Here is a 23,542-nt window from a genome sequence, read left to right as displayed (position 1 = left end):
AGTGTGCCGCGTGTGCCGCGTGTGCCGCGTGTGCCGCGTGTGCCGCGTGTGCCGCGTGTGCCGCGCGTGCCGCGCGTGCCGCACACGTGCCGCACGGGCCGTCCGTGCCGAAAGGGCCGTCCGTGCCGAAAGGGGCGACCGCTCACGTGCGCTTCGCCGAGGGGTCGAAGGCAGGGGACGGGCCAGGCTTCATCGCCTGCTCCTCGACCGACTCGTCACGCGGTGAGCTCGACTGATCCCGTTGAGCAATCGACTCGGTGAACCTGCGGCCCTGAAAAGGGGGACCCACCCGGGGCGTGCCGACAGCCGTCTGGGCGTTGCGCACCCGCGTGCGGCGGCCTGAGCCGTCAGACAGGATGCGAGTCGGTTGCTGCCGTTGGATGGTGGAGTCATGAGCCAACACCATCAGCATTCGCATGGGACGATCGGAATCGACACCCGGCTCGTGAGGGCCGGTGCCGTTCTCACCGCAGCCGGTGCCGCGGTAGCGTGCGTCGGCATGGCCATCGGGGGCTTCGCCCTGTATACGGCAGGTCGGCGCATGATCCGAGACATGGACGTGCCTCCGACTCAGCAGGCGGCCATGAAGTGGCAGCAGGCCAAGGAGGCGTCGCGAGCGGGGATGCAGGCGTGGCATTCCTCGTCAGGCGCCCATGACGGGTCGCCCGCCCGCTAGGCGGTCGGCCGATCGACGCGTAGACCGGATCAGTTATGCGTGGTGGCCGGTAGGCCGGCGATGGCGGTGAGGCGGAGCTTGGTCTCGTCCTCGCTGCCGGGCACGGCAGTCATGATGACGATCTTGAGCTCGGAGTCGCCGTCGGTCAGGACGTCGCAGTCGACCGTGACCGGGCCCACCGAGGGGTGGTCGATCGTCTTGTGATCCTCGCGGTGCGCGGCCACCTCTCCGGTCGCCCACAGCCCGGCGAACCTCTTGTTGCCCGCGATCAAATCGCGGATCAGCGCGGCCAGGCGGCGGTCCCGGGGGAAGCGGCCGGTGGCCCGGCGCAGGTCGGAGACGACGGCGGCGTCGGTGGCGTCGCGGTCCGCCTCGGTCACTGGCCACAGCGCAAGATGGGCGGGGCCGGCGTGCACGGGGAACCTGTCGCGGGCGAAGTTGCGCAGCCGCGGCGGCGAGGCGCAGGGGTCGCCCAGCAGGGCGGCCCACCCACGGTTCCACCACACCAGTTGCCAGTCCGCCGCGAACACGGCCACCGCAACGTCCCCGAGGCGGGAGAGCACCCGCTGCACGCCGGGCGGGAGATGGTCCGAGATCGCACCGTCCGTGGGCGGTACATGCTGGGCCAGCCGGTACAGATGGTCCCGCTCGGCGGTGGACAGCTGCAAGGCCCTCGCCAGGGACGCCACCACCGACGCCGAGGGTGTCGTGGCCCGCCCCTGCTCCAGGCGCACGATGTAGTCGACCGATATCCCGGCCAGGTCGGCCAGTTCTTCGCGCCGCAGCCCGGCCGCCCGGCGCCCGCGGCTCACGGGCAGTCCGGCGGCCGAGGGGGGAAGTCGCTCCCGCCACGTACGGATCATCATGCCCAGTCCGGGTCCGGGATTCGCCGACATGGCCTCCATCCTCCTGCATCCTCGGTCGTGCTGAGGGGCGCGAGGGTGGTACTGGTCTTCCTACCGTCGAAGCGTCCCTGGTGCGCCTCCCTCATCGGGATCAGAGTCGAACGCATGACGATCACCTTCATCACCGGAGCCAACAAGGGTCTCGGCCGCGAGACCGCCCGTCGCCTGATCGAGTGTGGCCACACCGTGCTCGTCGGAGCGCGCAACCGCGAACAGGGCGAGGAGGCCGCTGCCGCGCTCGGCGCACGCTACGTTCCCATCGACGTGAGCGACGACGCTTCCGTAGCGGCCGCGGCCGCCGACGTCGCCGAACACGAAGGCAGGATCGACGTCCTGATCAACAACGCCGGTGTGCACGGCCCCGTCGGCGATCCCGGCGACCTCACCGCCGCCGACGCCCTCGCCGTCCTCGACGTCAACGTCATCGGCGTCGTCCGCACCACCACTGCCTTCTTGCCGCTGCTGCGCCGCTCGGACGACCCTGTGATCGTCAACGTCAGCAGTGGAATGGGCTCCCTCGCCCTTACCCACGACCCCGCCCGGCCCGAGTCGCATGTCGTCGCGCCGCTGTACACCTCCTCCAAGGCGGCGCTGACGATGTTGACCACGCAGTACGCCAAAGGACTCAAGGGCATCCGCGTCAACGCTGCCGACCCGGGCTACACCGCGACCGACCTCAACGGGCACAGCGGCCCCCAAACGGTCACCGAGGGCACGGACGCGATCGTCCACCTCGCCACCGAGGAGCCGGGCGCGGGCACCGGCCGCTTCGTCTCCCGTCATGGCGAGATCGCCTGGTCCTGACACTGGCTGGGCCGGATCAGCTATTCGGGCGACGAGAACATCGCGAGGTCGTGGCAGTGTCCGGGGTGCTCCGGGGCGCAGTTCGCACCATGATCGATCCGCGGTTCGCTCTCGCGGCGGTGCTCGGAACGGCAGGTCTTCCGGCGTAATACGAGCACAACTGACGGAAGAGAAAAGGAAGTTCGTCGGGCCGTACCTGTCGATGGGCAGGTACGGCCTTTGTGGCTTACTTCCTCTTTTCTTTCACCCGCTTCGCCGCACTTTCACTGTTCTTTCACCGCGCACTCACACCAAGTCGCATAGCGCTCACATCCGGCCAACCGCTGCCTGATCGAGTTCTGGCCGCGTTCGACCCTCAGATCACCTCATCCGCCCCATGTTCATCGAATCGGCCCCGAGCGGTGCCACTGGCACACGGGCGACGGGGCGACGGGGGGGGCGCAAAGGCCCGGTCGCACGGTGTCGTCGACCGCGACATCGGCCGCTGCCCGGGGTCCCTGACGCATACCTCGCTGATCTTGACGGAGAGGCGCCGAGGTCGGCCGTCATGACCTGCCCGTCCGCCGCCCGGGGCTGCCCGGTGGCCGCCCCGGCGCGTACGGCGAGCCGTGGGCGGTGGCCGGGTCAGCCGACCATGATCGGTGGACCCCTGCTCTCGATGGCGGACGCTAGTCGACGTCCACGGGGCCGTCGTTCGACTTCTTCTCCTTGCTGGTGGGCAGCTGGAGCAGACTGTCGCTCTTGTTCCCGGAACGGTTGCCGGCGGGGCGGGCGCCGTCGGAGTCCTGGCCGCTCAGGTTCTGGCGGACGGAGTCGAGGATCGTCAAACCCTGGGACACGAGGCCGGCGGCGATCTCGCCCAGACCGTCCGCGCCGTTGAGGACGTTGACGTTGGCGCCGGCGAGTCCGCCTGCGGCTTCCTTGACGATCTGCGGGAGCTGGTCGATCAGCATGCGGTCGAGCGCGACCCGATCGTACGAGGCCGCCGCCTCGGCCTGGATCTTCATTCGCTGTGCCTCGGCGGCCGCGAGGATCCTGACCCGCTCGGCCTCGGCTTCGGCGGGCTTGACGACCTCGGCCACCAGCTGCTGCTGACGCAGCTTGGCCTGGCGCTGGGCCAGCTCCGTCTGGGCGGCGAGCACCTCCTGCTGGGCGTGGGCCTGCGCCAGCGGTCCTGCCTGGGCGGCCTCCGCCTGGGCGCGGTCGACCTCGGCCGAGTACTGCGCCTTGACGACGGCGGTCTGCCGGGCGTACTCGGCCTGCTTGCGGGCCGCCTCCTGCTGTGCCTCGGCCGCGGTCTGGGTGGCCTGGGCCTGCGCGATCTGTGCCTGCCGCTGGATGGCCGCCTTGTGCGGCGCGGACATGGCGTCGATGTAGCCGGTGTCGCCGTCGTCGATCGACTGGATCTGCAGCGAGTCGACGATGAGGCCGATCTTCGCCATCTCCGTCTTCGAGGTGTCCAGAACCTCCGCGGCGAGCTTCTGCCGTTCGGTGACGATCTCCTCGACCGTCATCGAGCCGATGATGGCACGCAGGTGGCCGGCGAAGATCCGGCCGGTGAGCACGGACATCTGCTCCTGGTCGGAGAGGAACCGCTGGCCCGCGTTGATGATGCTCTCGTGGTCGTTGCCGACCTTGAAGGCGATGACCGCGCGGACGTGCAGCGCGATGCCCTGGCGGGTCACACAGGTCTCGGTGACCTCGGATTCGCACATGGACAGGGTGAGGAACCGGACCTTGCGGAACACGGGGAGCACGAACTTGCCGTGCCCCGTCACCACCCGGAACGGCGCGCCCCCCAGTCCGCGCCTGCCTCCCGAGATCAACATCGCCTCGTCGGGGGCGGGGACGCGGTATCCGAACATGCTTGTACTCCTCAGCTTGCGTCGGCGGTGTCCTTGCCGAGCGCGTCCAGTGGATCCACCCATTCGATGACGCCGACCTCGCGGCATCCACGTGATTCGATCACGAGCACGGTGGCACCGATGGGCAGGGGTGCGTCCGACCAGGCGAGAAACGTCTCGGAGCCGCCTCTGACCCGCACCAGGACCTCGCCGGGACCCGCGGGGCCGCGCGTTGCGATGAGTAGGTTTCCCGTGCAGCCGAGCACGGCCTCGTCCTGCGGCATCACCGGCCGTCCTCCTCGTCCTGGCTCCGGTATTCGACGATAGTCCCAGTGCGGTCGGAGACCCAACGGGCGGGAGGGTTCGGTTCGGGCCGACCAGGCGGCCGTTGCCGCAAGCGGCGCAGGCGCCGAAGGAGCCGCGCGGTTCCCGGGTGGATGCCCTTGTCGTCATCACGGGACGCGCGCAGGACGGGAACGTGGCAGCACTCGACGACGACCTGGTCCAGCACATGTCGGCAGGATCCGGTCAGGCCGCGATGCGACGGGCGAAGGCCAGGGTGCGTGCGAAGATCTCCTCCACCTGGGCATCGGGAAGCCCGTACCAGCCGTGGTCGGCGCCGGGCACTGTCCGCAACTCGACCGGTGCCTGGACGCCGTCCAGTGCCGCGGCGAGGGACTGGCTGTGTGAGCAGTGCACCATGGTGTCCTGCTCGCCGTGGACGAGGAGGAACGGTGGTGCGCCGGAGTGGACGTGGGCGAGAGGGCTGGCTGCGCGGGCGCGCTCCGGAGCGGCTGACGGGGCCGCGCCGAGCATGAGTGCCTCGGGGGTGGCGGCGTCGTCGGGGACGAAGCAGCCCCGTGTGGCGGTCAGGTCGCTCGGTGCGTACCAGATCACGGCGCCCGCCAGTGGCGGATCGGCCAGAAGGCGGTCGATGTCCTGCGGGCGACGCTGGAGACCCCGTGGGGCCGGCCGCCCTCCCCGGGCTCGGAGTGAGGCTCCACCTGCACGGCGGTTGCACCGGCACTCCGCCCCGGCGGTGGTCTGACGCCAGACTCGAACGAATCACCCATGACGTGCGCCCGCATCATCGCCACGTTCGTACTCGACGATGCCGAGGGACCAGCAGTAGCAAGGGTTCCCAGGAGACCCAAGTGCACAACTCCGTCCTGGTGTTACCGTCCGATCATGCTGAGGGCGGAGGATTGATGGAGAGCGTCACAAAGAACCGGCAGTCCGTCGAGGCGCTTCGCACCATGGTCGCCCGGGCCTACGGCCCGCAGGAGGTATGCGTCGCGGGCGAGGACTGGGTCAGCGAACTGAGCGAGGGCTGGTTCAACGTGGCCTACCGGATCCGGCTGCGATCCGGCTCGCAAGTCGTCCTCAAGATCGCGCCGCCGCCGTATGTCGAAGTCATGACCTACGAGCGTGGCGCCATGGCCACCGAACTGGAGGCGCTGCGGCTGATCCGGGAGCACACGAAGGTTCCCGTGCCGGAGGTCGACTTCGTCGATCAGACCCATGAGGTGTGCGACGCCGACTACTTCTTCATGACGTACATCGATGCGGACAACCTCCACGTCATCAGGGACACCCTGACCGAAACGGAGGTCAACGCGTACGACGAGGCGCTCGGCGCGATCACCCGCGAGCTCAACACGATCCCCGGCACCGCGTTCGGCCCGTTGGCCGGACCGGGCGAGAGCGCGTGGCGTGCGGCCTTCCTGCGGATGGTCGAGGAGCTGTTGGGCGACGGGGAGCGACGCGGCGTCGTCCTCCCGCACAGCTACGACGTGATCCGCGAAGTCGTGGCCGCCCACGCCGATTCGCTGGACGAGGTGACCGAGCCCCGGTTCGTCGAGTGGGACCTGTGGCCGGGCAACTGCATGGTGCGCGACGGCCAGATCGTGGCAATCCTTGATCACGAGCGGGCGTTCTTCGGTGATCCGTTGATGGAGTTCGGCTTCACCGGGAGTGAGGCGGGCGCATTCGGGGACTCCACGGCTTTCATCCGCGGCTACGGCCACCGGCCGCTCACCACCGCCGAGCGAACCCGTCGGCGGCTGTACAACCTTCACCTGGCTCTGATCCAGATCATCGAGACGAAGTTCCGGGCACACAGCGGCACCGAGCAGTACGACTGGGCGTGCGAGCGACTACGGGAGACCCTGGCCCTGCTCGGCAAGTAAGCACAGAGACAAGGGTGCGCCGGCGCTGTCACCGAACACGGCAACGAGCTCTCCGTCGCCCTCGAAGCCACCAGCGTCAATGCCCCGCTGTACGGTGGCGCCGGTGTCGGTGAAGTGCTCCGCCGGGGCGGACGGGCCGGGTGGAAGCGTGGCCGGACCCGCCGGGTGGCGGGCGGGGGCCGTCACTCTCCCCGACCGGCGTCCGGAGCGTACGAAGCGCAGCTCAAGCGGGTCGGGGACTGGCGCGGTGGCCTGTGGGGGCTCGGCTTGCGGCCCCCACCCCGCTTATCCCAGCACCCGTCCGAGGAAGCCGCGCAGGTAACTCGCTACGACGTCCAGGTGGCTCTCCAGCAGGAAGTGACCGCCATTGATCAGGTGCACCTCCGCGTCCTTGGCGTCACGGGCGAAGGCTCGCGCGCCGGCCGGGCCGAAGATCTCGTCGTTGCGGCCCCACACGGCGAGTACGGGGACTTCGCTGGTGCGCAGGAATTCGTGCAGCAGCTGGTAGAGCGGGCGGTTGTTCGGGTAGTCGCGGAACAGTGCCAGCTGGACCTCGTCATTGCCCTCGCGGGAGACGAGGGCGAAGTCGTGTTCCCAGGTGTCCGGGTTGACCAGGCTCGGGTCGGGCACGCCGTGCACGTACTGCCAGCGGATGGCGTCGACGCCCAGTGCGGCGCGGACGGCGGGTTCGGTGTCGGGGCCGGGGTTCGCCCCGTAGGCCCAGACGTCGGACCAGAACGAGTCGACGAAACCGTCCTCGTAACCGTTGCCGTTCTGGGTGACGAGGGCGGAGATCCGTTCGGGATGCTTGAGCGCGAGGCGCCATCCGATGGGGGCCCCGTAGTCCTGGACGTAGAGGGCGTAGCGGTCCAAACCCAGTTGGTCGAGCAGGCCGGAGGTGATTTCGGCGAGGGCGTCGAAGGTGTAGGTGAACTCTCCCGCGAGGGGGGCGTCGGAGTGGCCGAAGCCGAGGTGGTCCGGCGCGATGACGTGGTAGTCGTCGGCCAGCAGCGGGATGAGCTCGCGGAACATGAACGAGCTGGTCGGGTAGCCGTGCAGCAGGACGATCGCCGGGGCGTCAGCGGGGCCCGCTTCGCGGTAGAAGATCGTATGGCCGTCGACGGTGGCGGTCCGGTGGTGCACCGAGCTCATCTCTAACCCCTTTAAACGCTTTATCTGGTTAGTTCCTCGTCGTGCATGCAAGCATGGACCGAGCTAACCTGTCAAACGCTTCGACATGGTTAGAAGGAGAGTGGCGCTCGATGGACACGCTGCTGGACCTGCTCAACAGCAGGCCACTGGTGAACGGCAAGGAACAGGACGCGCTCGGTGACCCGGCCGCAGGCAGACGCTGGGCGCGGGAGCACGGCGGCGAAGGCGACCTCGCGGAACTGGCGATGCTGCGCGAGACGCGGGACATCCTTCGGGACGTAGTGCGCGGAGACAGCTCGCCCGCCGCGTTTGGCCCACTGCTCGAAGGCGTCCACCAGATCCCGGAGATGACTTCGGACGGTCTTGAGTGGATGATCAAGACTCCTCCGCACGCCCGGCTGGCCGTCGAGGTGGTCCTGGCCTGGGCCACCACCGAGAAGCAACTGCCCGGCCGGCTACGCCCCTGCGCCAACGACGACTGCCGGCTCTTCCTGCTCGACCGCAGCCGTGCCAACCGTGCCCGCTGGTGCTCGATGGCCGTCTGCGGCAACCGCGAAAAGGCACGTCGCCACTACGAACGCACCCGCTGACCCGTACCGTGCTCCGCCGCAGGGTGCTCGGGGGAGTGGCGTCGAGTACATCCCGCAGTCGGTGGGCGTGCAGACCGTCACTGTCTCCGAGGAAACCCATGACGATTCCGCTCCAGCAAGACCAAGCGTGAGCTGCAGCGGCTCCAGGGCTGGGTGAGCTCCACCTTCATCCCCGCCGATGGCGGCGTCGCGATTCCCCCCCCCGCCGATCCGCAGGCGCCGCGGCCGCACAGACGGCGCAGCTCTGCGCGGTGATCGAGCAGCACGAGGCGTCACGTCCGGAAGTCACGCACAGGGAAGGCGGTCGGGTCGCATGACGCGAAAGAGCCGAGACCGCGAAGCCGAACGTCAGGAAATAGGCGCCGCCGCAGAACGCCTTCTGGCCGGGACGCCTTTGCGCTCGCCCGTCGGAAAGCTCACGGGGACCGAGCTGATCGCCGAGTGCGGGCTTCGGCGCGACGTTGTCTACGGCGATCACAAAGAGGTCGTGGACGAGTTCCGGGCGCGGGCCAAGGCGCAGAACTTCACTCCGCAGGTCGTCCCGAGCATGGCCGACGAGAACATTGTGCTGCGCGAAGCCCTGACGAAGATCAAAGCGGAACTCGCCGGAGCGGGAACGGGTTCCCGCCCTGCTCCGCGCCGCCACCGAGCTGGGCTGGAATTGGAGCAGACCCGCGCGGAACTCGCGGCTGCTCAGCAGGTCCCCCGGCTTCCGGGCCCGAGAGGAACGGGACGAATGCCCGGCTGGAGATGGGCACATCCCATCCCATGGTGGCGCGGGGTGACAACGGACTGTCGGCGGGGTAGCGCCTCCATCGGCCCGTGTTCAACCTTCCAGGCTTCCGAGGGCCTCGGCCAGCCACTTCTTTTCCTCGGTGCCGGTGGCGCGAGCGATGCGCAGCATGCCCTGCTGGAAGAGGCTGGGCGCTTCCTCGGCTCGTACGGGCTCGCCTTCGCGGTAGAAGAAGCTCGCCGGGATGTTGAGGAAGGTCTGCCGCCGACGCAGCACCGCAGCCTGCTCGGCACGGTCCGGGAGATGGTGCAGGAAGGCGAGCAGAGTGAAGAAGCGCTGCCCATCGGTGATTTCGGCCTCCGTGGGGTGCCGCAATCGGGCCAGCAGTTCGGTGCGGCCCGCCTCGGTGAGGGACAGGATCCGGCGGGGTGCGGCACCGCTTCCAGGCTCGGTGTGCTGCTTGATCAGACCCGCTTTCACGAGCCGGGAGATAGCCGGATAGAGCGCTCCGTCACTCACTGGGCGGATGTGGCCACTGAGGCCCTGGATGCGGGCTTTCACCTCGTATCCGTGCAGAGACTCTTCGAAGAGGAAACCCAGAATCGACAGCTCCAGCATGCCCCGAGCTCCTTCCTGTGCCTGTCGGCGCGCTTGTCCGTCCCGTCCTGCCATGCTATCTCTTTTCGTTGTACCTCGATTAGAGGTACAACGAAAAGAGGGGTGCAGTCATGGGGGCAGCAGAACACCGACGCAGGCTGGTGTCGCTCGCGTATCCGGTCTACTTCGAGCTACTCGCGGGGGTCACGGCCGGGATCATCAACATGGTCTGGGTGGCCCGGCTCGGCGGGAGCGCTGTTGCCGCGGTGGCTGTCGCCACGAATGTCGAGAACCTGCTGCTCGGCGTCATCCTTGTCGCCGGCTCGGGCACGACTGTGCTCGTCGCACGAGCCAGAGGAGCGGGGGATCTGGCAGCGATGCGATCCGCCGTGCGCGGCGGATGGGTCCTGTGGGCACTCGTCACACCCCTGGTCGCGATCGGTGGATACCTGTGCCGCGAACCGCTCGCCCACCTCGTTCTCGGCGGCAGCGGCGGCGACTCGCTGCCCCTCGCCACTGGCTATTTCGCGATCGCATTGCCAGGAATCGCGGTGTTCTTCGCCACCAACGTCGTAGACGGCATTCTCAAAGGCGCGGGCGACACCCGCACCCCAATGAAGCTGGCGATCCTCGCGAACGGCCTGATTCTCGGGCTGGATCCCTTGTTGATCGTGGGATTCGACCTCGGGGTGCGTGGGGCGGCGATCGCGACAGTGCTGGGCCGGACAGTCGCGCTCATCTGCGGCCTTGCGGCGCTGCGCCGCAACGGCGTACTGCGGCAGGTAGCCCAGGTAGCCCAGGTAGCCCAGGTAGCCCAGGCAGCCCCGAACCGCGCCGGTTCGCTCAGCGCCGATGCGCGCAGGACCGCTGCGACCGGGCTTCCCATGTCGGCCGACTTCGTCGTACGAATGGCGGGGGCGCTCGCGCTTGTCGCCATCGTCGCCCGGATCGGCGTCAGCGAGGTCGCCGCGTACGGGATCGCGACGAAGGCGATGTACGTCGCGACCATGGCCTTCTACGCGGTACGCCAGGCTGCCGCCATCCGCACCGCCCATCTACTCGGCGCCGGACGCGACGAGCGACGGGCCATCGGACGGCAGGTGTTGCTCCTCGCCGGATCGCTAGGATTCACGGCCCTGCTGATACTGCTCGCAGCCGGGCCGTGGATCATGCGTGCATTCGGCAGCGAGGGAGAGGTGGCCGAGGCGGGAGCGCTCTATCTGCGCTGCCTGGGACCGTACTTGGTGCTTCTCGCTTGCTTCATCGCGCTGGGCGGGGTGTTCGAGGGCAGCGGTGGCAGCGCCGCCCTCGCGCGGATCACGGTGTGCGGCGTGGCACTCCAACTCGCACTTGCATACAGCCTGTCGGGTTCGGGGCTGCCCGGAATCTGTCTGGCCGTGGCGCTGGCCATGGCACTTCAGTGCGCAGCCATCGCCAGGATGTATAGGCGCACGGAACATCCGACAGTCACAGACTGCGACAGCAGTCGGCTGCAGATCGCCGTCGCAAAACCCGACAGCCCTTCCCCCGACAACCGACTTGCCTAATGAAGCAGCTGGAGGAGCGCGACGGGCACCTGCCCGGTTCCGGTGCCCAGGCCGAGCGGCACCGGGGACGGTCGGTCCGCAGCGTGTCGGCGAGCAGGCGCGCCGCCACGTCCGGCAGACCTGGGCGGTGGCGAGGGTAGGTCGACGCCGCGGCCTCGAACATCTTCTCGTGCTCCGGTGGGAGGCCCGGAAAGGGCCCCTAGGGGTAGGTCACGAGGTGGCTCCCTCATCGAGCGGGTGGGGGACGGGTAGGTGCCAGGACAGGCGTCCGCAGTCGGACGCGGCCCGCTGCCCGCCGTCCGCGTCGAAGAAGAGGCGGTAGCGGTCGGGGGAGCACGCGGCCCGCCACCGGTCGACGAGGTCCTGGATCTCTTTCCAGATGTCCCGTGGCTCGTTGACCCGGCGGAGCATGCTGGGGCCGCCCGCGGACAGCGACCGCGGTTTCCGGCTGGCGGGCGACCACCTTCTCGGCGGTGGTCTGGTGCGGGACTTCGGGTCTGAGCACGTCGTGATCGGCGCACCCGGCTGCGGATCCTGGATGCGCGCGGAGCCGGTAAGCCGCCGACGCTGGAGCGAAGGACAGGAACGTGAGATGCGGGCGTGCCTTCCCTGCGAACGCGGCACGCTTGCCCGCCTCTCGGGACGCACGGCCCGTGTCGTAGGAGGCCGGCGGGGTCAGCGGAGGCGTACGTCGACGTCACCGTTGACCGTCGTCAGCTTCATGCCCGGGGCCTTGGGGTCGTGGGTCCTGGGCACCCCCACGGCGGTCCGGCCATTGTTCGTGCCTGCCGTGACCCGATACGCGGGGGAGTCCTGCGTAACGGTGACCCCGACCGAGCCGTTGGTGGTGGCGGCGGTGACGTCCGACGGCGCGGTGGCACACGCGAGGGTCACGTCGCCGTTGGTGGTCGTCGCGTGCAGGCGGCCCGCGTCGAGGGCCGTCGCCCGCACCGAACCGTTGCGGGTGGCCAACAGCAACGGTTCGTCGTCCTTTCCGGAACGCGTCACCGTCACATCGCCGTTGACGGTGGTGATGTCCAGCGCGGCGGCGAGTCCCGCGACGTCCACTCCCGCGTTGCGGGCGCTGACCGTGACACCCATGTCGTTCGGGACCTCCACGATGGGCATCCTCGGGCACGCTTTCCCACCCTGCTCCCGCTCCCGGTTCGCGCAGGACAGGGACAACGTCCAGGTGTCGCCGTCATGCGACCAATCACCGTCGACGCGATCGTCCACACTCACACGACGTCCATCGGCGGGGCGCAGCATCAGCCCGTTCTCGGTGGTGATGACGAGACGGGTCCCCGACCGCAGGAGAGCGGGCGAGCCCGCCGCGGCCGCTCCACCGGCTCCCTCGTGTTCCGCGCGTGCGTCGCAGGACACGACGAAGGGGAGGATCGTCAGCACACCGATCACCAGCAGCACGTCCCGCGTCGGCTTCGTCTCCATGCCCCTGCGGATGCCCCCGATCGGCACCGTCATGGGCCCGACCCGTGTCACGCCTCACCCCCGGACGCGGCGACCGTCCGTCGGGTGCGGCAGACGCTCTCCCACGTCGCAGCCATCGAGTGGAACGCCTGACGGCCGCGGTCGGATCCGCCTGCCCGCCGGCCGTCCGTTCGATCACGGACGAGGCCTCAAGAACCGTACTGCCGGCGACTCAGCGTCCGTGCCTCCGCGGCGGGCGTACGGCAAGTGCGGCGCACAGAACGGCGAGAGGGAGTTCCGCGATGACGGCCATCGCGATGGCGACGGGGAGTTCCGGGCCGTCGGCGGAGGTGACGAGATCAACGCAGGCGTCGGCGGCGAGGAGCATCGCCGCGGCCGCTGCGGGGGCACGGAGACGGTCGTCAGCGCGCAGCACACGGCTGCCGGCGGTGAGCAGTGCGGCGGCCTCCAGGGCGTCGAGGCCGACCCAGGCGGTGGCCCCGCCGGCCGGCAGGGCGCCGGCGAGGTAGCCCAGCCAAGGCAGCAGGACAAGGCCCGCCCCCACGAGCACGCGGCCCTGCAGACGCTGGGCGCGGCGGAGAGGAACGGAACTCCGGCCGGTGCCCCGGGCGGTGCGGCCACCCTTGGCGATGGCGGAGTCGAAGGCGATGAAGGCCACGTCGAAGATCTCCTCCGGTGTCATGAACCCGGCCGTCGGGTTCGTGATCAACCCTCCGTTTTCCCTCGTCTCGGTCAGTGACACCGCTCTCCGTCTTGGGTGACACTGACTGCACCTGCGTCCCGGACGACGGGTCGACGGCCGACGGCACGGGCCCGACGCCTACGGTCGGGCCGTGAAGATCCGGAGCTCCCAGTACTGGTCGCCCCGATGGGCGGGTGCGCCGCTTGTCCGCCTGCGGGCCGACGGCTCCGGGCTCGACGCGAACCTCGCTGCTGCCGGGACCGCCGACGCAACCGTTCACGGAACATCGCGAACCGGCGCAGAGAACGGGTCAGGGCAGTAGTCGCCGGAGCCGCACTCCGGTAGCGTACCGACCAGACGGTACGACTGGCCGTGTCGATACGCCGTCATGTGCTCGATGAACACCAGCGTTTCATCCGCCACGGGACGGACAGCCGCTCATGACGCAGAACATGGACCGCGACAGCCTCGCCCTCGCGCGCGAGACCTGGAGAACTCTCGAGCCCTACCACGGGGCCGTCTACTTCTCGCCCGAAGCCGCAGGAAATTACGACGAGTTGGGTGTGGACCCCAGGACGGGCTACTTCGCATCCCGCTCGGCCGCGCTCGGCGCCGCTTCAGCGGACCTGGTCATCGCCACGTTCTACAACTTCAATCCACAACTGGTACGCCGGGCCATACCCGCGGCATGGGAGGTCGCCACCCCGCAGCAGTTCGCCGCTGCCCGGGTCACAGGGATCGATGCCACGCTCCGTCGCATCCTCGGCGCGGAGGTCACCTCACCGGCGATGATCCGCGCAGCGGAACTGGCCCGCGTGGCAGCCGAGGTGACGGTGGATCACCCGCAGGGCCGCCCCCTCTTCGCCGCGCACGCCGCATTGCCTTGGCCGAGCGCTCCCCACCTCGTGCTCTGGCATGCGCAGACCCTGCTGAGGGAGTTCCGCGGCGACGGTCACGTGGGGACACTGCTGACCGCCGGACTGAGCGGGATCGAAGCTCTCGTCACGCATGGCGCCGCAGGCGACGTCGACGCAGGGGTGCTGCGCGACTCGCGGGCATGGACGCCGAAGCAGTGGGACCAGGCCGTGCACAGTCTGCGTGAGCGTGGATGGCTCGACGACGGACCACACCTCGCCCTGACCGAGGACGGTGCGCGGCGCAGGGCGGAGATCGAGCACTCCACCGACAGGCTGGCTGCCCTCCCGTACCTCACGCTCGGCCCCGCGGCCTGCGCGGAACTGCGTTCGCTGGTGAGGCCATTCAGCCTTGCGGTGGCCAAGGAACTCATGCCATGGGCAGTCGGCCGCCTGAGCGAAGGGAGCGCATGAGGCAGGGGGGCCGTGGTCGGGAGGCTGACAGTGCGTGCACCGCATCCCGACACCAGCACGCGCAAGGGTACGGAAGCGGTGCATGTTTACGCTCCGTGCCGAGAGCCGCTGCCTCCGGGGACTGCAAAGCAAGCGGCTCTGATCCGTAGTCGGTGGTGACGCTGCTACGTGCCGCCGACCTCACCCGCGTGGTCATCCACTCGGAGACCAGACCCCGAACTGCGAGCCGTCAGGTCAGCCACCGGCCTTCTTGTCGAACCAACCGGACAACCGGGCGAAGGTCGAGCCGGTAACGAGGATGCCGAGAGGAACGATCGTGAACCAGACGGCATCGGCTTTCATGGCCGCGAGCAGGGCGATGGCGCCGATGGCCAGCGCCAGGAGCAGGAGCATGCCCAGAAGGACACGAATCTTGGAAACCAACGGATGACTCTCCAACGTTCAGCTGGGCTTCATGACCAAACAGCGTTCGCTCCCCGTTGGACCGCCGGCGACGGTTGTCCTGTAGGAAGGCTGCAAGCTCCCGGCGACACCACGGTTCCGTCAGGAAGCTCATGGGCCATTCTTCCAACGCTGCCTTCCGAAGGCACCAGTAGAACTACGTAATCGCATACGTAGGTTCACCGACCGGGGCGGGCCAAGCAGCGGCCAAGCGCACGGTGAGCCGTTATCGACCCACCTGTCGGCTGGCCCGCTGTCGGCTGGCCCGCTGGCCCGCTCGTCCGCTGGCCCGAAGGCGCGGTGGCGCGGGCTGACGCGGGCGACGGCATCCGGCCGGCGTCGTCGAGTCTGTGCGGCATCGCCTCGCGGAGGCGGGCCCGGACATCGGTTCGTGACCAGCTCGCGAGTCCGCGGTGGGTCCTGGACACCCGTGTGGACCAGCCGACTCCGCCGTAGCGGCCCGATGGCCAGATCAACGGCCGGCTCATCACGTAGAACGCGTTCACAGGGGTACCTGCGTCGTCGACAACACGGCCGGACAGTGCCGTGAGGCGTTGGACGGAGGTCTCTGGCGTGCCCGTTATGCCGCCGCCCGCGGCGGTTATGGCTCGTCATGACGGTCATGCCGTCCCCGAGCACGGAGGAAAACGATGTCGAAGCCAAACCCGCTCAAAGCCGCAGCCGAGAAGGTGGCCCAGGCCGTGAGCGACGACGGTCCAGCCGAAGGCGTCCCCGGCGCTCCGTCGTCTGGGAATGTCCCGGTGGAGGAGCCCGTCGAGCCGCGCGAGCCGCTCCCGCCCAAGCCGGACCAAGGCACCCCGGAGACTGTCAGCCCCACGGGTCAGCCGACGGGCGCGGAGCCTACCCGCAAAGCGCAGAGCGGCCCCTACCTGACCACTGCCCAGGGCACGCGGCTCCCCGACAGCGATCACTCCCTCAAGGCCGGTCCCCGGGGACCGGTTCTCCTGCAGGACCACCACCTGCGCGAGAAGATCATGCACTTTGACCACGAGCGCATCCCCGAGCGCGTGGTGCACGCCCGCGGGGCCGGCGCCCACGGGGTCTTTCAGGCCTACGGCACCGCCGAGAACGTCACGCGTGCCGCGTTCCTGCGCAAGGACACCGAGACCCCCGTCTTCGTGCGCTTCTCCACCGTTCTGGGGTCGCGCGGATCCGCCGACACGGTGCGCGACACCCGCGGTTTCGCCACCAAGTTCTACACCGAGGAAGGCGTGTTCGACCTCGTCGGCAACAACATGCCGGTCTTCTTCATCCAGGACGCCATCAAGTTCCCCGACGTCATCCACGCCGGCAAACCGCACCCGGACCGGGAGATCCCCCAGGCCCAGAGCGCACACGACACCTTCTGGGACTTCGTCTCCCTGCACACGGAGGCCCAGCACCACACCCTGTGGAACATGTCCGATCGGGGGATCCCGCGCTCGTACCGGACGATGGAGGGCTTCGGGGTCCACACCTTCCGCCTCGTCGACGCGCAGGGCGAGACGACGCTGGTGAAGTTCCACTGGAAGCCGAAGCTGGGTGTGCACTCCCTGGTCTGGGAGGAAGCCCAGATCGCCGGCGGTGTGGACCCCGACTTCCACCGCCGCGACCTCGCCGACGCTATCGAGAGCGGCGCCTACCCGCAGTGGGAGCTCGGCATCCAGGTCTTCCCGGACACACCGGAACAGACTTTTGAGGGCATCGATCTCCTCGACCCGACGAAGATCGTCCCTGAGGAACTGGCGCCGGTGCAACCGGTCGGCCTGCTGACTCTCAACCGCAACCCGAGCAATTTCTTCGCTGAGACGGAACAGGTCGCCTTCCACGTCGGCCACCTGGTGCCCGGCATCGACGTCACCGACGATCCGCTGCTGGCGGGCCGGCTCTTCTCCTACCTGGACACGCAGATCACACGTCTGGCCGGCCCCAATTTCAACCAGATCCCGATCAACCGGCCGCACGCCCCCGTCAACGACATGTTGCGCGACGGCTTCCACCAGCAGGCCGTGCACAGCGGAGTGGCTCCGTACAAGCCCAACTCCCTGGACGGCGGCTGCCCGTTCTTCGCGGGGGCCGACACCGGCGCCTTCATCGAGACACCGGTCACCGTGCCCGCCGGGCGCAAGGTACGTGAGGCACCGGCCAGCTTCGCCGACCACTTCAGCCAGCCCCGGCAGTTCTGGCTGAGCATGTCCCCGGTGGAACGCGAGCACATCATCGCCGCCTACACCTTCGAGCTGGGCAAGTGCTGGAGCAACGCCATCAAGGAACGGCAGCTGCGCGCACTGGCCAACATCGACGCCGAGCTGTGCGCCCGGGTGGCCGAGGGGCTCGGGCTGCCCGCCGTGGAAGCCGACCAGCCGCCGGCCGACGTGCGGCCGAGCCCGGCCCTGTCCCAGGTCGGCGGGGAATGGCCCGCCGACGGCCGGATCATCGGTATCGTCGCCGACGGCTCAGCCGACACCGAGGGCGTGCGCGCACTGCGCCAAGCCGTGCTGGACGCCGGCATGGTCCCGCTGGTCGTCGCACCGTCCGGCGGCACGCTCGGCGCGGACAGCGACGTTACCGTCCAGCGGACCTTCGCCACCGCGCGCTCGGTCGAGTTCGACGCTCTCGTCATCGCGGGAACGCCCGGCCTCGCCGGCGACGCCTACGGTGCCCGGGACGCCAAGGCGGGCATCCCCGGACGCGGTCAGGCGGTGCTCGACGCCCGCCTGCCGCTCCTGATCTCCGAGGCGTTCCGGCACGCCAAGCCCGTCGGCGGCTGGGCGGGCGCCCAAGCGGTCCTGGAAGCGGCCGGAGTACCGGTGGATGCCCCCGGCGTCGTTCTGGCGGAGGGAGGCGAGCAGGTGCTGACGGAGATGACTCCGCTGCTCGCCCGTCACCGGGTCTGGGATCGCTTCCCCACCGCCGTCTGACCCCTCAGTTCAGCTCGGGCCCGCTGTCGTCCGGACGGCGGGCCCGAGTACGGACGCCCCTTTTCCTGCTTGACGGTGTCGTACAAGCTTGACGGTGTCGTACGAGCGGTCCAGATCGTCCAGGTCGGTTGCGTCACCCTGGCCGCCGGTGACGTTGCGGCCGATCAGTTCGACGGCGTCGTCCAGTGCTTCCTGCCGCCGGGTTTGGATGAAGACGTGCGCTCCTTCCTCGACGAACAGTTCGGCGCCGGCCGGCCGGCGGGCCAGGGGCGGGAGCCACGATGTCGAGGATGCCGGTGCCAGGGACCGCGAGCAGCCGCATCGAGTGTGGTGCACGTCACATCGACCTCATGTCACGAACGGGTCCGCAGCTTCCATCCACTGGTCGTCAACAGCGAGCGATGGAAGGCAACGCGATGAGGGCGTCCAGCCCGCCGACATGCGCGCCGAGCTCGTCGAGATCAACGGCGGCCCGGGCATGGTGTTCAGCGCCCCGGACCGGGTGATCGCCACCACCGGTCACCTTCGACTTCGACGCCCACGGTCGTATCACCGCCATCCACAACGTCGCCAACCCCGACAAGCCCCACGCCATCACGGACGGCGTCGCGCACGACGTCGTGACGCGGTGAGCGGGATCCACCCTCGGTTGGCGACCGAGAGCCGACCCAGAAGGGTTCGCTCACTCAGCGGCGCGAGTTGTCGCATGGCCGAGTGGGGCGGTGGTAGGCCGCGATCAGGTGCCTCGATCCGCCAGTGGCAGGCACCACGGCCGCCCGCCGCCAGGACCGTTGCCGATCCCGCCCGCGGACACATGCCCATCGGCATCGGTCCCACCCGCCAGCGCTTCGAGTTCGCCCTGCCGCCGGGCGAGAGCCGCGAGGAGAGGGCCGACCCGGAGGCCGCCTGGCGGCTCCTGCGCGAGTACCCCGACCTGGGCCCGGACGACGTGCCGATCACCCGGCAGCACACCGACGGCCGGCCCCGTCGCTCGATCAGCTCCTCAGGGCGTCCACGACCCGAGCATGTTCTTCATCGCATCCGTCATCGCGAACTGCAGCAGCGGACCGTAGGTGATGCGTCCGACGCCGAGGCGGCGGAAGCGCTCGGGATCGTGCTTGACGGGATGGGCCGTGGAGTTCACGGGAACGGCTATGGCGCCGGTCACCGCCGCGAGCAGGTCGTCGTTGTCCTGAATACCCACCGGGTAGACGCTGTCGGCGCCGGCCCGCTCCAGGGCCCGCAGTCGCTCGATCGCTTCGTCGAGGACGGCGGAGGCATCCTCCGCGTGCAGGAAGAGGTCGGTGCGCCCGTTCACCCAGACCGGAACTCCGGCGTCGTCGGCGGCCGCGCGCAGGCCGGCGATGTAGCTCGCGTGTTCCTGCGTGCTGCGCACGCGGCCGCCGTCCGAGTGGACGGTGTCCTCGACGTTGAGACCGGCGCCGCCGACCTCGATGAGCCCGGCGATGAGATCCGCGGGCTTCTGTCCGTATCCGGCCTCCAGGTCCACGGACACCGGGACGTCGACCGCGGCGATGATCGGCCTGACGGCGGTGAGCACCTCCTCGAAGGTCTGTCCTTCGTGGTCGTCGGCTCCCCGGGAGTCGGCGAGCGGATGACTGCCGATCGTCAGCGCGGGGAACCCGACGGCCGCTGCCGTCCGCGCCGACCAGACGTCCCAGACGGTCGGCAGCACGAGCGGCTTGTACTCGGCGTGCAGTTGCTTGAGGCGTTGAGCGCGCTCAACAGTGGTGCGAGAGTCCATGTCACGGACGCTACACCTGGATTGACACAAAGAAGGTGTCGGACGGGTCCACCTCGCCATCCGCTCGGCTGTGAAGACGCGGCGGCCGGCCCATGTCTGGACGCCCGAAGCCCTGAAGCACTGAATGAGATGTGCGGCGTCGCCCAGACCGGGCGGCGGCCGCCGCAACAGCGAACCGGGATGGTGCAGGTCGTGCACCCGGGTCAGGAACGCGAAGGAGCGGCGCCGCGGCGGCGCGTCCACGTCGAGCTGCCCGGAGTGGAGGACGTGACGTCCACCCGGCGCCGCCAGCACCGCGCGCAGGCGAACGGGCGGAGCCGACGATCGCGGCCGGGGCGTCGACCGGGGCGAGATCCCGCCACGGGTCGAAGAAACGGACCCGGTCCTCGGAGCCGGCGGGACCGCCGACCACGTCCCAGGCCGGGAGGCCTCGGGGCCAGGACGTCGGGTGGTCGAGGCGACGCGCGCTGCGGCACGGGCACGGCCGAGGCCATTCGGAGGCGCTGTGGTGGCGTCTGCCGTGGGGGAGCCCGCAGGCTGGATACGGACGCACCGCCGCGCACCGCGCGGGCTGGAATCTGGGAGGACCATGTGACCGCTTCGTCGCCCGGGAACGACACACCGCCCGCGCGGTACGACGACCTGCGTGCCCTGGTGATCAACTGCACCCTGAAGCGCTCGCCGGAGACGAGCAACACCCAGGGGTTGATCGACCGCAGCACCGCCATCCTGGACGCGCAGGGAGTTCAGGTCGACGTGGTACGGGCCGTGGATCACGACATCGCGACTGGTGTGTGGCCCGACATGAGGGAGCACGGCTGGGAGACGGACGCCTGGCCCGAGCTGTACCGGCAGGTCATGGCGGCCGACATCCTGGTGCTGGCCGGCCCCATCTGGCTGGGCGACAACAGCTCCGTGACGAAGCAGGTGATCGAGCGCCTCTACGCCTGCTCCAGCCTCCTCAACGACGCCGGGCAGTACGCCTATTACGGCCGCGTCGGCGGCTGCCTGATCACCGGCAACGAGGACGGCGTCAAACACTGTGCGATGAACGTGCTCTACAGCCTGCAGCACCTGGGCTACACGATCCCGCCCCAGGCGGACGCCGGGTGGATCGGCGAGGCGGGCCCCGGCCCGTCGTACCTCGACCCGGGCTCGGGTGGCCCGGAGAACGAGTTCACCAACCGCAACACCACCTTCATGACCTGGAACCTGCTGCACCTGGCCCGTGTGCTGAAGGACCTGGGGGGCATCCCCGCTTACGGCAACCAACGCACGGCCTGGGACGCCGGCTGCCGCCGCGACCACGAAAATCCCGAGCACCGGTAGCGGGATGCCGATGTCGGGCGGTGGGCGGAATCCGGGTGCGGCCCCACCCGGTGGGCCGGCGCGCCGGGGACCGGACGAGAAGCGTGCGCGGGAGTGGTGGAAGCGCGCGCGGACCGGTGGGGCGGCCGCGGTGGCGTCGCTGTCCGCCGGTTCCCGTACTGCGGCACTCCGTGTGAGCCAGACGCCACCGCCGCCGGGGCCGTTCCAGCCAGGGTTCTGGCGCAGTCCGATCCGCGGGCCCTGGCTGACGTCGGTGTTCGGCCTGGTCCTCCTGATCTGTATTCCACTGCTGTTCGCCACCGGACTGCTGTCCTACGCGTCCTACAACCCCGGTCTGAGTCCGCTCAACGACCAGACCCCCGACAAAGGCGTGCTGGGCTTCTACCTCTTCAGCTGGCCCACGCATCCGTACTGGCTCTACCGGCTGGTCCAGAGCGTCCACGTGACCCTGGGCGTGGTCCTCGTCCCGGTCCTGCTGGCCAAGCTGTGGTCGGTCATCCCGAAGCTCTTCGCATGGCCTCCGGTGCGCTCCGTCGCCCACGCGCTTGAGCGGCTGTCCCTCCTGATGCTGGCCGGCGGGGTCATTTTCGAATTCGTCACCGGCATCCTCAACATCCAGCTCACCTACGTCTTCCCGGGCTCCTTCTACCGCCTGCACTTCTACGGCGCCTGGGTGTTCATCGCCGCATTCGTCGTCCATGTGTCTCTCAGACTCGGCCGGATGACGCGGGCCCTGCGCTCGCGCAGCCTGAGTGCCGAACTGCGCACGGACCTTGCCCACACCGTGCCGGAACCGGCCGACCCCGACGGCCTGGTCCCGGCTGCCCCTGCCCGGCCGACGATGACCCGTCGCGGCGCCCTGGGCATGGTGGGCGGGGGATCACTGCTCCTCCTCGTCGTGACCGCCGGGCAGAGCATCGGCGGCCGGCTGCGCGCCACCGCGCTCCTCGCACCGCACAACCGCGACCCCGGCAGCGGCCCGAACGCTTTCCAGATCAACAAGACGGCGGCCGCCGTCGGCGTCACGCCGGCGCTGGTCGGCCCGGACTGGCGGCTGGAGATCCATGGCCGGGGACCGGCCCTGGTCCTCATGCGCGAGCAGCTGCTGGCGATGCCCCGGCACGCGGCAGCACTGCCGATCGCCTGCGTGGAGGGATGGTCCACCGAGGACCAGCACTGGAGCGGCCCGCGGTTGGCCGACCTCGCCGCCCTGGTCGGCATGCCCGACGCGGGAAGTGTTCTGGTCCAGTCCATTCAGCCCTCCGGCCCCTTCACGAGGGTGGTGCTGCGCGGCAACCAGATCCGCGATCCCCGGGCACTGCTCGCCCTCCGCGTCAACGGCGCCGACCTGTCACTCGACCACGGGTACCCGGCCCGCGTCATCGTTCCGGCCAACCCGGGCGTGAACAACACCAAGTGGGTTCACCGGCTCACTTTCAGGACGTGACCATGGCGCGATTCGTCCGCTGGTACGGCTCCGGTCCCCTGCACCTCCTCGTCCTGTTCGCGTCGTTCACCCTCACCGGTTACGCCGTGGTGCGCCTGTTCGCCGTCCAGCCGCTGGAGGTGGCGATCTGGTTCGTCGGAGCGGCGATCCTCCACGACCTGATCCTGCTGCCTCTGTACTCGCTGGCCGATCTGTCGGCACTCTCCGTGCTGCGGCACCGCACCGCTGACGTTCCGTCGGCGCCGTGGATCAACCACCTGCGCGTCCCCGCCTTCCTGTCCGGTCTGCTCCTGCTGGTCTGGTTTCCCCTCGTCTTCCGTCTCGCGCTTCCCTACCCCGGTGACACGGGCCTGTCCGACAGCGTCTACCTCGGGCGATGGCTGGCGATCACGGGCGTGCTCTTCACCGCGTCCGCCGTTGCCTTCGCGTTCAGGCTTCGCCGTGGCCGGCGCCTCGGCCGCGCCGACGGGAAGCGGTCGGCCTCAGGAGATGGCGCCGCACCGTGACGACCGCCGCGGAGGAGTTGCAGGCGCCGACGACGTAGCGGCAGCCCGCAGTACGGGTGTGTGACCACCGTCGTGTCGAGCCGCGAGCAGCCTTCGTGCTCTTGAGGCTGCGGCCGCAGCCAGAGGGGTAGGAAGAGAGCGAACCGGCTGGGTCCGCGACACGTTCGGGCCCCGCGTCATCCGCCCGCTCCCGCCTTCCGGCGCGCCTCCTTACGATGCGGTTCTCCAGCGCGCCGAAGTCACGCCGATGCGGCGCGACACCGTTCGGCGACGGGTGGTGGTCGTACAACGCCTCTGCCCCGCCCGGACAGCGTCCGGGCGGGGCAGAGGCGTTGGGTGAGCGCAGAGGCGCATCAGGCGTCTGCGGCCCTCCTTGGCGAGGACGCGCAGCGCTGCGGAACGGTCCGGGTCGAGGTGGCGACCTCAAGACCCGCACCACCCCGAGCGGCTCTGTCAGGGGTTCTGCGTCAGCAGGGGAAGGTGCCGCTGTAGAGGGCATGTCCGTAGGAGGAGCTTCCGGAGCCGGAGCCGAAGCCGTAGATGCCGTCGTCGCTCCACACCGCCTCGCGCCGGATCCGCGGCGGCCGCAGGTCGAGCGACCACCATCCCCGTGAGCAGCAGTCCTGAAAGCGTCAAA

General features: G+C 69.4%; 21 protein-coding genes and 2 pseudogenes. 10 read left to right on the top strand and 13 right to left on the bottom strand.

The window, feature by feature from the left end; translation table 11 throughout:
* Window positions 1-705: 705 nt before the first annotated feature.
* A complete protein-coding gene (locus tag ACFVYK_RS01140; protein ID WP_389767153.1) occupies window positions 706-1,581 on the bottom strand; it encodes a helix-turn-helix transcriptional regulator in 876 nt (291 codons plus the stop codon).
* 105 nt (window positions 1,582-1,686) lie between these two features.
* On the opposite strand from ACFVYK_RS01140, the gene ACFVYK_RS01135 reads away from it, so the two are divergent.
* Window positions 1,687-2,385: an SDR family NAD(P)-dependent oxidoreductase gene (locus tag ACFVYK_RS01135; protein ID WP_389767151.1), complete on the top strand. Its 699-nt coding sequence runs from the start codon at window positions 1,687-1,689 to the stop codon at window positions 2,383-2,385.
* A 668-nt stretch (window positions 2,386-3,053) separates the two neighbouring features.
* Here ACFVYK_RS01135 and ACFVYK_RS01130 read toward each other — a convergent pair.
* The 3 genes from ACFVYK_RS01130 to ACFVYK_RS01120 all read right to left on the bottom strand — a co-directional run bounded on the left by ACFVYK_RS01130 (window position 3,054) and on the right by ACFVYK_RS01120 (window position 5,126).
* Entirely contained in the window at window positions 3,054-4,250 is a 1,197-nt protein-coding gene (locus ACFVYK_RS01130; protein ID WP_389767149.1) for a flotillin family protein, read from the bottom strand.
* Window positions 4,251-4,261: 11 nt separating this feature from the next.
* Window positions 4,262-4,513 carry a hypothetical protein gene (locus ACFVYK_RS01125; RefSeq protein WP_389767147.1) on the bottom strand — a complete coding sequence of 84 codons (252 nt, stop codon included), beginning with the start codon at window positions 4,511-4,513 and terminating at the stop codon, window positions 4,262-4,264.
* 244 nt (window positions 4,514-4,757) lie between these two features.
* Window positions 4,758-5,126 carry a prolyl oligopeptidase family serine peptidase gene (locus ACFVYK_RS01120; protein ID WP_389767145.1) on the bottom strand — a complete coding sequence of 123 codons (369 nt, stop codon included), beginning with the start codon at window positions 5,124-5,126 and terminating at the stop codon, window positions 4,758-4,760.
* 311 nt (window positions 5,127-5,437) lie between these two features.
* Here ACFVYK_RS01120 and ACFVYK_RS01115 point away from each other — a divergent pair, with 311 nt between their 5' ends.
* Window positions 5,438-6,418 (top strand): phosphotransferase family protein, encoded by a 981-nt coding sequence (locus ACFVYK_RS01115; protein ID WP_389767143.1) that lies wholly within the window; start codon window positions 5,438-5,440, stop codon window positions 6,416-6,418.
* 285 nt (window positions 6,419-6,703) lie between these two features.
* Here ACFVYK_RS01115 and ACFVYK_RS01110 read toward each other — a convergent pair whose 3' ends face one another.
* Window positions 6,704-7,570 (bottom strand): alpha/beta fold hydrolase, encoded by an 867-nt coding sequence (locus tag ACFVYK_RS01110; protein WP_389767141.1) that lies wholly within the window; start codon window positions 7,568-7,570, stop codon window positions 6,704-6,706.
* Window positions 7,571-7,680: 110 nt separating this feature from the next.
* Between ACFVYK_RS01110 and ACFVYK_RS01105 the strand changes: the two genes are divergently transcribed.
* Window positions 7,681-8,160 (top strand): CGNR zinc finger domain-containing protein, encoded by a 480-nt coding sequence (locus tag ACFVYK_RS01105; RefSeq protein ID WP_389767139.1) that lies wholly within the window; start codon window positions 7,681-7,683, stop codon window positions 8,158-8,160.
* 826 nt (window positions 8,161-8,986) lie between these two features.
* On the opposite strand, the gene ACFVYK_RS01100 is transcribed toward ACFVYK_RS01105, so the two are convergent.
* The gene (locus tag ACFVYK_RS01100) at window positions 8,987-9,511 is read right to left on the bottom strand and encodes a PadR family transcriptional regulator (RefSeq protein ID WP_389767137.1); all 525 of its coding nucleotides are present in this window, start codon (window positions 9,509-9,511) and stop codon (window positions 8,987-8,989) included.
* A 110-nt stretch (window positions 9,512-9,621) separates the two neighbouring features.
* Here ACFVYK_RS01100 and ACFVYK_RS01095 point away from each other — a divergent pair, with 110 nt between their 5' ends.
* Entirely contained in the window at window positions 9,622-11,037 is a 1,416-nt protein-coding gene (locus tag ACFVYK_RS01095; RefSeq protein WP_389767135.1) for an MATE family efflux transporter, read from the top strand.
* A gap of 210 nt (window positions 11,038-11,247) precedes the next feature.
* Here the strand turns inward: ACFVYK_RS01095 and ACFVYK_RS01090 are convergent, their stop codons facing one another.
* The 3 genes from ACFVYK_RS01090 to ACFVYK_RS01080 all read right to left on the bottom strand — a co-directional run bounded on the left by ACFVYK_RS01090 (window position 11,248) and on the right by ACFVYK_RS01080 (window position 13,195).
* Window positions 11,248-11,448, bottom strand: coding sequence for a hypothetical protein (locus ACFVYK_RS01090; protein WP_389767133.1), 201 nt, complete (start codon window positions 11,446-11,448; stop codon window positions 11,248-11,250).
* A 264-nt stretch (window positions 11,449-11,712) separates the two neighbouring features.
* Window positions 11,713-12,519 (bottom strand): DUF4097 family beta strand repeat-containing protein, encoded by an 807-nt coding sequence (locus ACFVYK_RS01085; protein ID WP_389767131.1) that lies wholly within the window; start codon window positions 12,517-12,519, stop codon window positions 11,713-11,715.
* A 178-nt stretch (window positions 12,520-12,697) separates the two neighbouring features.
* Window positions 12,698-13,195 carry a hypothetical protein gene (locus ACFVYK_RS01080; protein WP_389767129.1) on the bottom strand — a complete coding sequence of 166 codons (498 nt, stop codon included), beginning with the start codon at window positions 13,193-13,195 and terminating at the stop codon, window positions 12,698-12,700.
* Between the two features lie 413 nt (window positions 13,196-13,608).
* Between ACFVYK_RS01080 and ACFVYK_RS01075 the strand changes: the two genes are divergently transcribed.
* Window positions 13,609-14,496, top strand: coding sequence for a hypothetical protein (locus tag ACFVYK_RS01075; RefSeq protein ID WP_389767127.1), 888 nt, complete (start codon window positions 13,609-13,611; stop codon window positions 14,494-14,496).
* A gap of 234 nt (window positions 14,497-14,730) precedes the next feature.
* Here ACFVYK_RS01075 and ACFVYK_RS01070 read toward each other — a convergent pair whose 3' ends face one another.
* On the bottom strand, window positions 14,731-14,889 hold the full coding sequence (locus tag ACFVYK_RS01070) for a hypothetical protein (RefSeq protein WP_389767125.1): 159 nt from the start codon (window positions 14,887-14,889) through the stop codon (window positions 14,731-14,733).
* 698 nt (window positions 14,890-15,587) lie between these two features.
* Between ACFVYK_RS01070 and ACFVYK_RS01065 the strand changes: the two genes are divergently transcribed.
* Window positions 15,588-17,858 carry a catalase gene (locus ACFVYK_RS01065; protein WP_389767123.1) on the top strand — a complete coding sequence of 757 codons (2,271 nt, stop codon included), beginning with the start codon at window positions 15,588-15,590 and terminating at the stop codon, window positions 17,856-17,858.
* 9 nt (window positions 17,859-17,867) lie between these two features.
* Here ACFVYK_RS01065 and ACFVYK_RS01060 read toward each other — a convergent pair whose 3' ends face one another.
* Window positions 17,868-18,194 carry a hypothetical protein gene (locus ACFVYK_RS01060; RefSeq protein ID WP_389767184.1) on the bottom strand — a complete coding sequence of 109 codons (327 nt, stop codon included), beginning with the start codon at window positions 18,192-18,194 and terminating at the stop codon, window positions 17,868-17,870.
* 85 nt (window positions 18,195-18,279) lie between these two features.
* Here ACFVYK_RS01060 and ACFVYK_RS01055 point away from each other — a divergent pair.
* Window positions 18,280-18,490 (top strand): annotated as a pseudogene (locus tag ACFVYK_RS01055) (RNA polymerase subunit sigma-24); the annotation flags it as partial.
* A 55-nt stretch (window positions 18,491-18,545) separates the two neighbouring features.
* Here the strand turns inward: ACFVYK_RS01055 and ACFVYK_RS01050 are convergent.
* Window positions 18,546-18,654: pseudogene (locus ACFVYK_RS01050) on the bottom strand (IS5/IS1182 family transposase); the annotation flags it as partial.
* Between the two features lie 207 nt (window positions 18,655-18,861).
* Window positions 18,862-19,623 (bottom strand): isocitrate lyase/phosphoenolpyruvate mutase family protein, encoded by a 762-nt coding sequence (locus ACFVYK_RS01045; protein WP_389767121.1) that lies wholly within the window; start codon window positions 19,621-19,623, stop codon window positions 18,862-18,864.
* 591 nt (window positions 19,624-20,214) lie between these two features.
* Between ACFVYK_RS01045 and ACFVYK_RS01040 the strand changes: the two genes are divergently transcribed.
* From ACFVYK_RS01040 to ACFVYK_RS01030, 3 genes are all read left to right on the top strand, one after another.
* Window positions 20,215-20,952 (top strand): flavodoxin family protein, encoded by a 738-nt coding sequence (locus ACFVYK_RS01040; RefSeq protein ID WP_389767119.1) that lies wholly within the window; start codon window positions 20,215-20,217, stop codon window positions 20,950-20,952.
* Window positions 20,953-21,124: 172 nt separating this feature from the next.
* Window positions 21,125-22,399 carry a molybdopterin-dependent oxidoreductase gene (locus ACFVYK_RS01035; RefSeq protein WP_389767117.1) on the top strand — a complete coding sequence of 425 codons (1,275 nt, stop codon included), beginning with the start codon at window positions 21,125-21,127 and terminating at the stop codon, window positions 22,397-22,399.
* Between the two features lie 2 nt (window positions 22,400-22,401).
* Window positions 22,402-22,905 carry a hypothetical protein gene (locus ACFVYK_RS01030; RefSeq protein ID WP_389767115.1) on the top strand — a complete coding sequence of 168 codons (504 nt, stop codon included), beginning with the start codon at window positions 22,402-22,404 and terminating at the stop codon, window positions 22,903-22,905.
* Window positions 22,906-23,542: the final 637 nt, after the last annotated feature.

The sequence above is a fragment of the Streptomyces sp. NPDC058291 genome, assembly GCF_042880855.1.
In the GTDB taxonomy this organism is placed as follows: Bacteria; Actinomycetota; Actinomycetes; order Streptomycetales; family Streptomycetaceae; genus Streptomyces.
Note: the sequence above shows the minus strand (reverse complement) of the source record. Positions and strands in the feature narration are given on the sequence as shown.

Coding starts and splice junctions, on each gene's coding strand:
- ACFVYK_RS01140 (WP_389767153.1), bottom strand. CDS start 1,581: ATGGAGGCCATGTCGGCGAATCCCGGACCCGGACTGGGCATGATGATC.
- ACFVYK_RS01135 (WP_389767151.1), top strand. CDS start 1,687: ATGACGATCACCTTCATCACCGGAGCCAACAAGGGTCTCGGCCGCGAG.
- ACFVYK_RS01130 (WP_389767149.1), bottom strand. CDS start 4,250: ATGTTCGGATACCGCGTCCCCGCCCCCGACGAGGCGATGTTGATCTCG.
- ACFVYK_RS01125 (WP_389767147.1), bottom strand. CDS start 4,513: ATGCCGCAGGACGAGGCCGTGCTCGGCTGCACGGGAAACCTACTCATC.
- ACFVYK_RS01115 (WP_389767143.1), top strand. CDS start 5,438: ATGGAGAGCGTCACAAAGAACCGGCAGTCCGTCGAGGCGCTTCGCACC.
- ACFVYK_RS01110 (WP_389767141.1), bottom strand. CDS start 7,570: ATGAGCTCGGTGCACCACCGGACCGCCACCGTCGACGGCCATACGATC.
- ACFVYK_RS01105 (WP_389767139.1), top strand. CDS start 7,681: ATGGACACGCTGCTGGACCTGCTCAACAGCAGGCCACTGGTGAACGGC.
- ACFVYK_RS01100 (WP_389767137.1), bottom strand. CDS start 9,511: ATGCTGGAGCTGTCGATTCTGGGTTTCCTCTTCGAAGAGTCTCTGCAC.
- ACFVYK_RS01095 (WP_389767135.1), top strand. CDS start 9,622: ATGGGGGCAGCAGAACACCGACGCAGGCTGGTGTCGCTCGCGTATCCG.
- ACFVYK_RS01090 (WP_389767133.1), bottom strand. CDS start 11,448: ATGCTCCGCCGGGTCAACGAGCCACGGGACATCTGGAAAGAGATCCAG.
- ACFVYK_RS01085 (WP_389767131.1), bottom strand. CDS start 12,519: ATGACGGTGCCGATCGGGGGCATCCGCAGGGGCATGGAGACGAAGCCG.
- ACFVYK_RS01075 (WP_389767127.1), top strand. CDS start 13,609: ATGACGCAGAACATGGACCGCGACAGCCTCGCCCTCGCGCGCGAGACC.
- ACFVYK_RS01070 (WP_389767125.1), bottom strand. CDS start 14,889: ATGCTCCTGCTCCTGGCGCTGGCCATCGGCGCCATCGCCCTGCTCGCG.
- ACFVYK_RS01065 (WP_389767123.1), top strand. CDS start 15,588: ATGTCGAAGCCAAACCCGCTCAAAGCCGCAGCCGAGAAGGTGGCCCAG.
- ACFVYK_RS01045 (WP_389767121.1), bottom strand. CDS start 19,623: ATGGACTCTCGCACCACTGTTGAGCGCGCTCAACGCCTCAAGCAACTG.
- ACFVYK_RS01030 (WP_389767115.1), top strand. CDS start 22,402: ATGGCGCGATTCGTCCGCTGGTACGGCTCCGGTCCCCTGCACCTCCTC.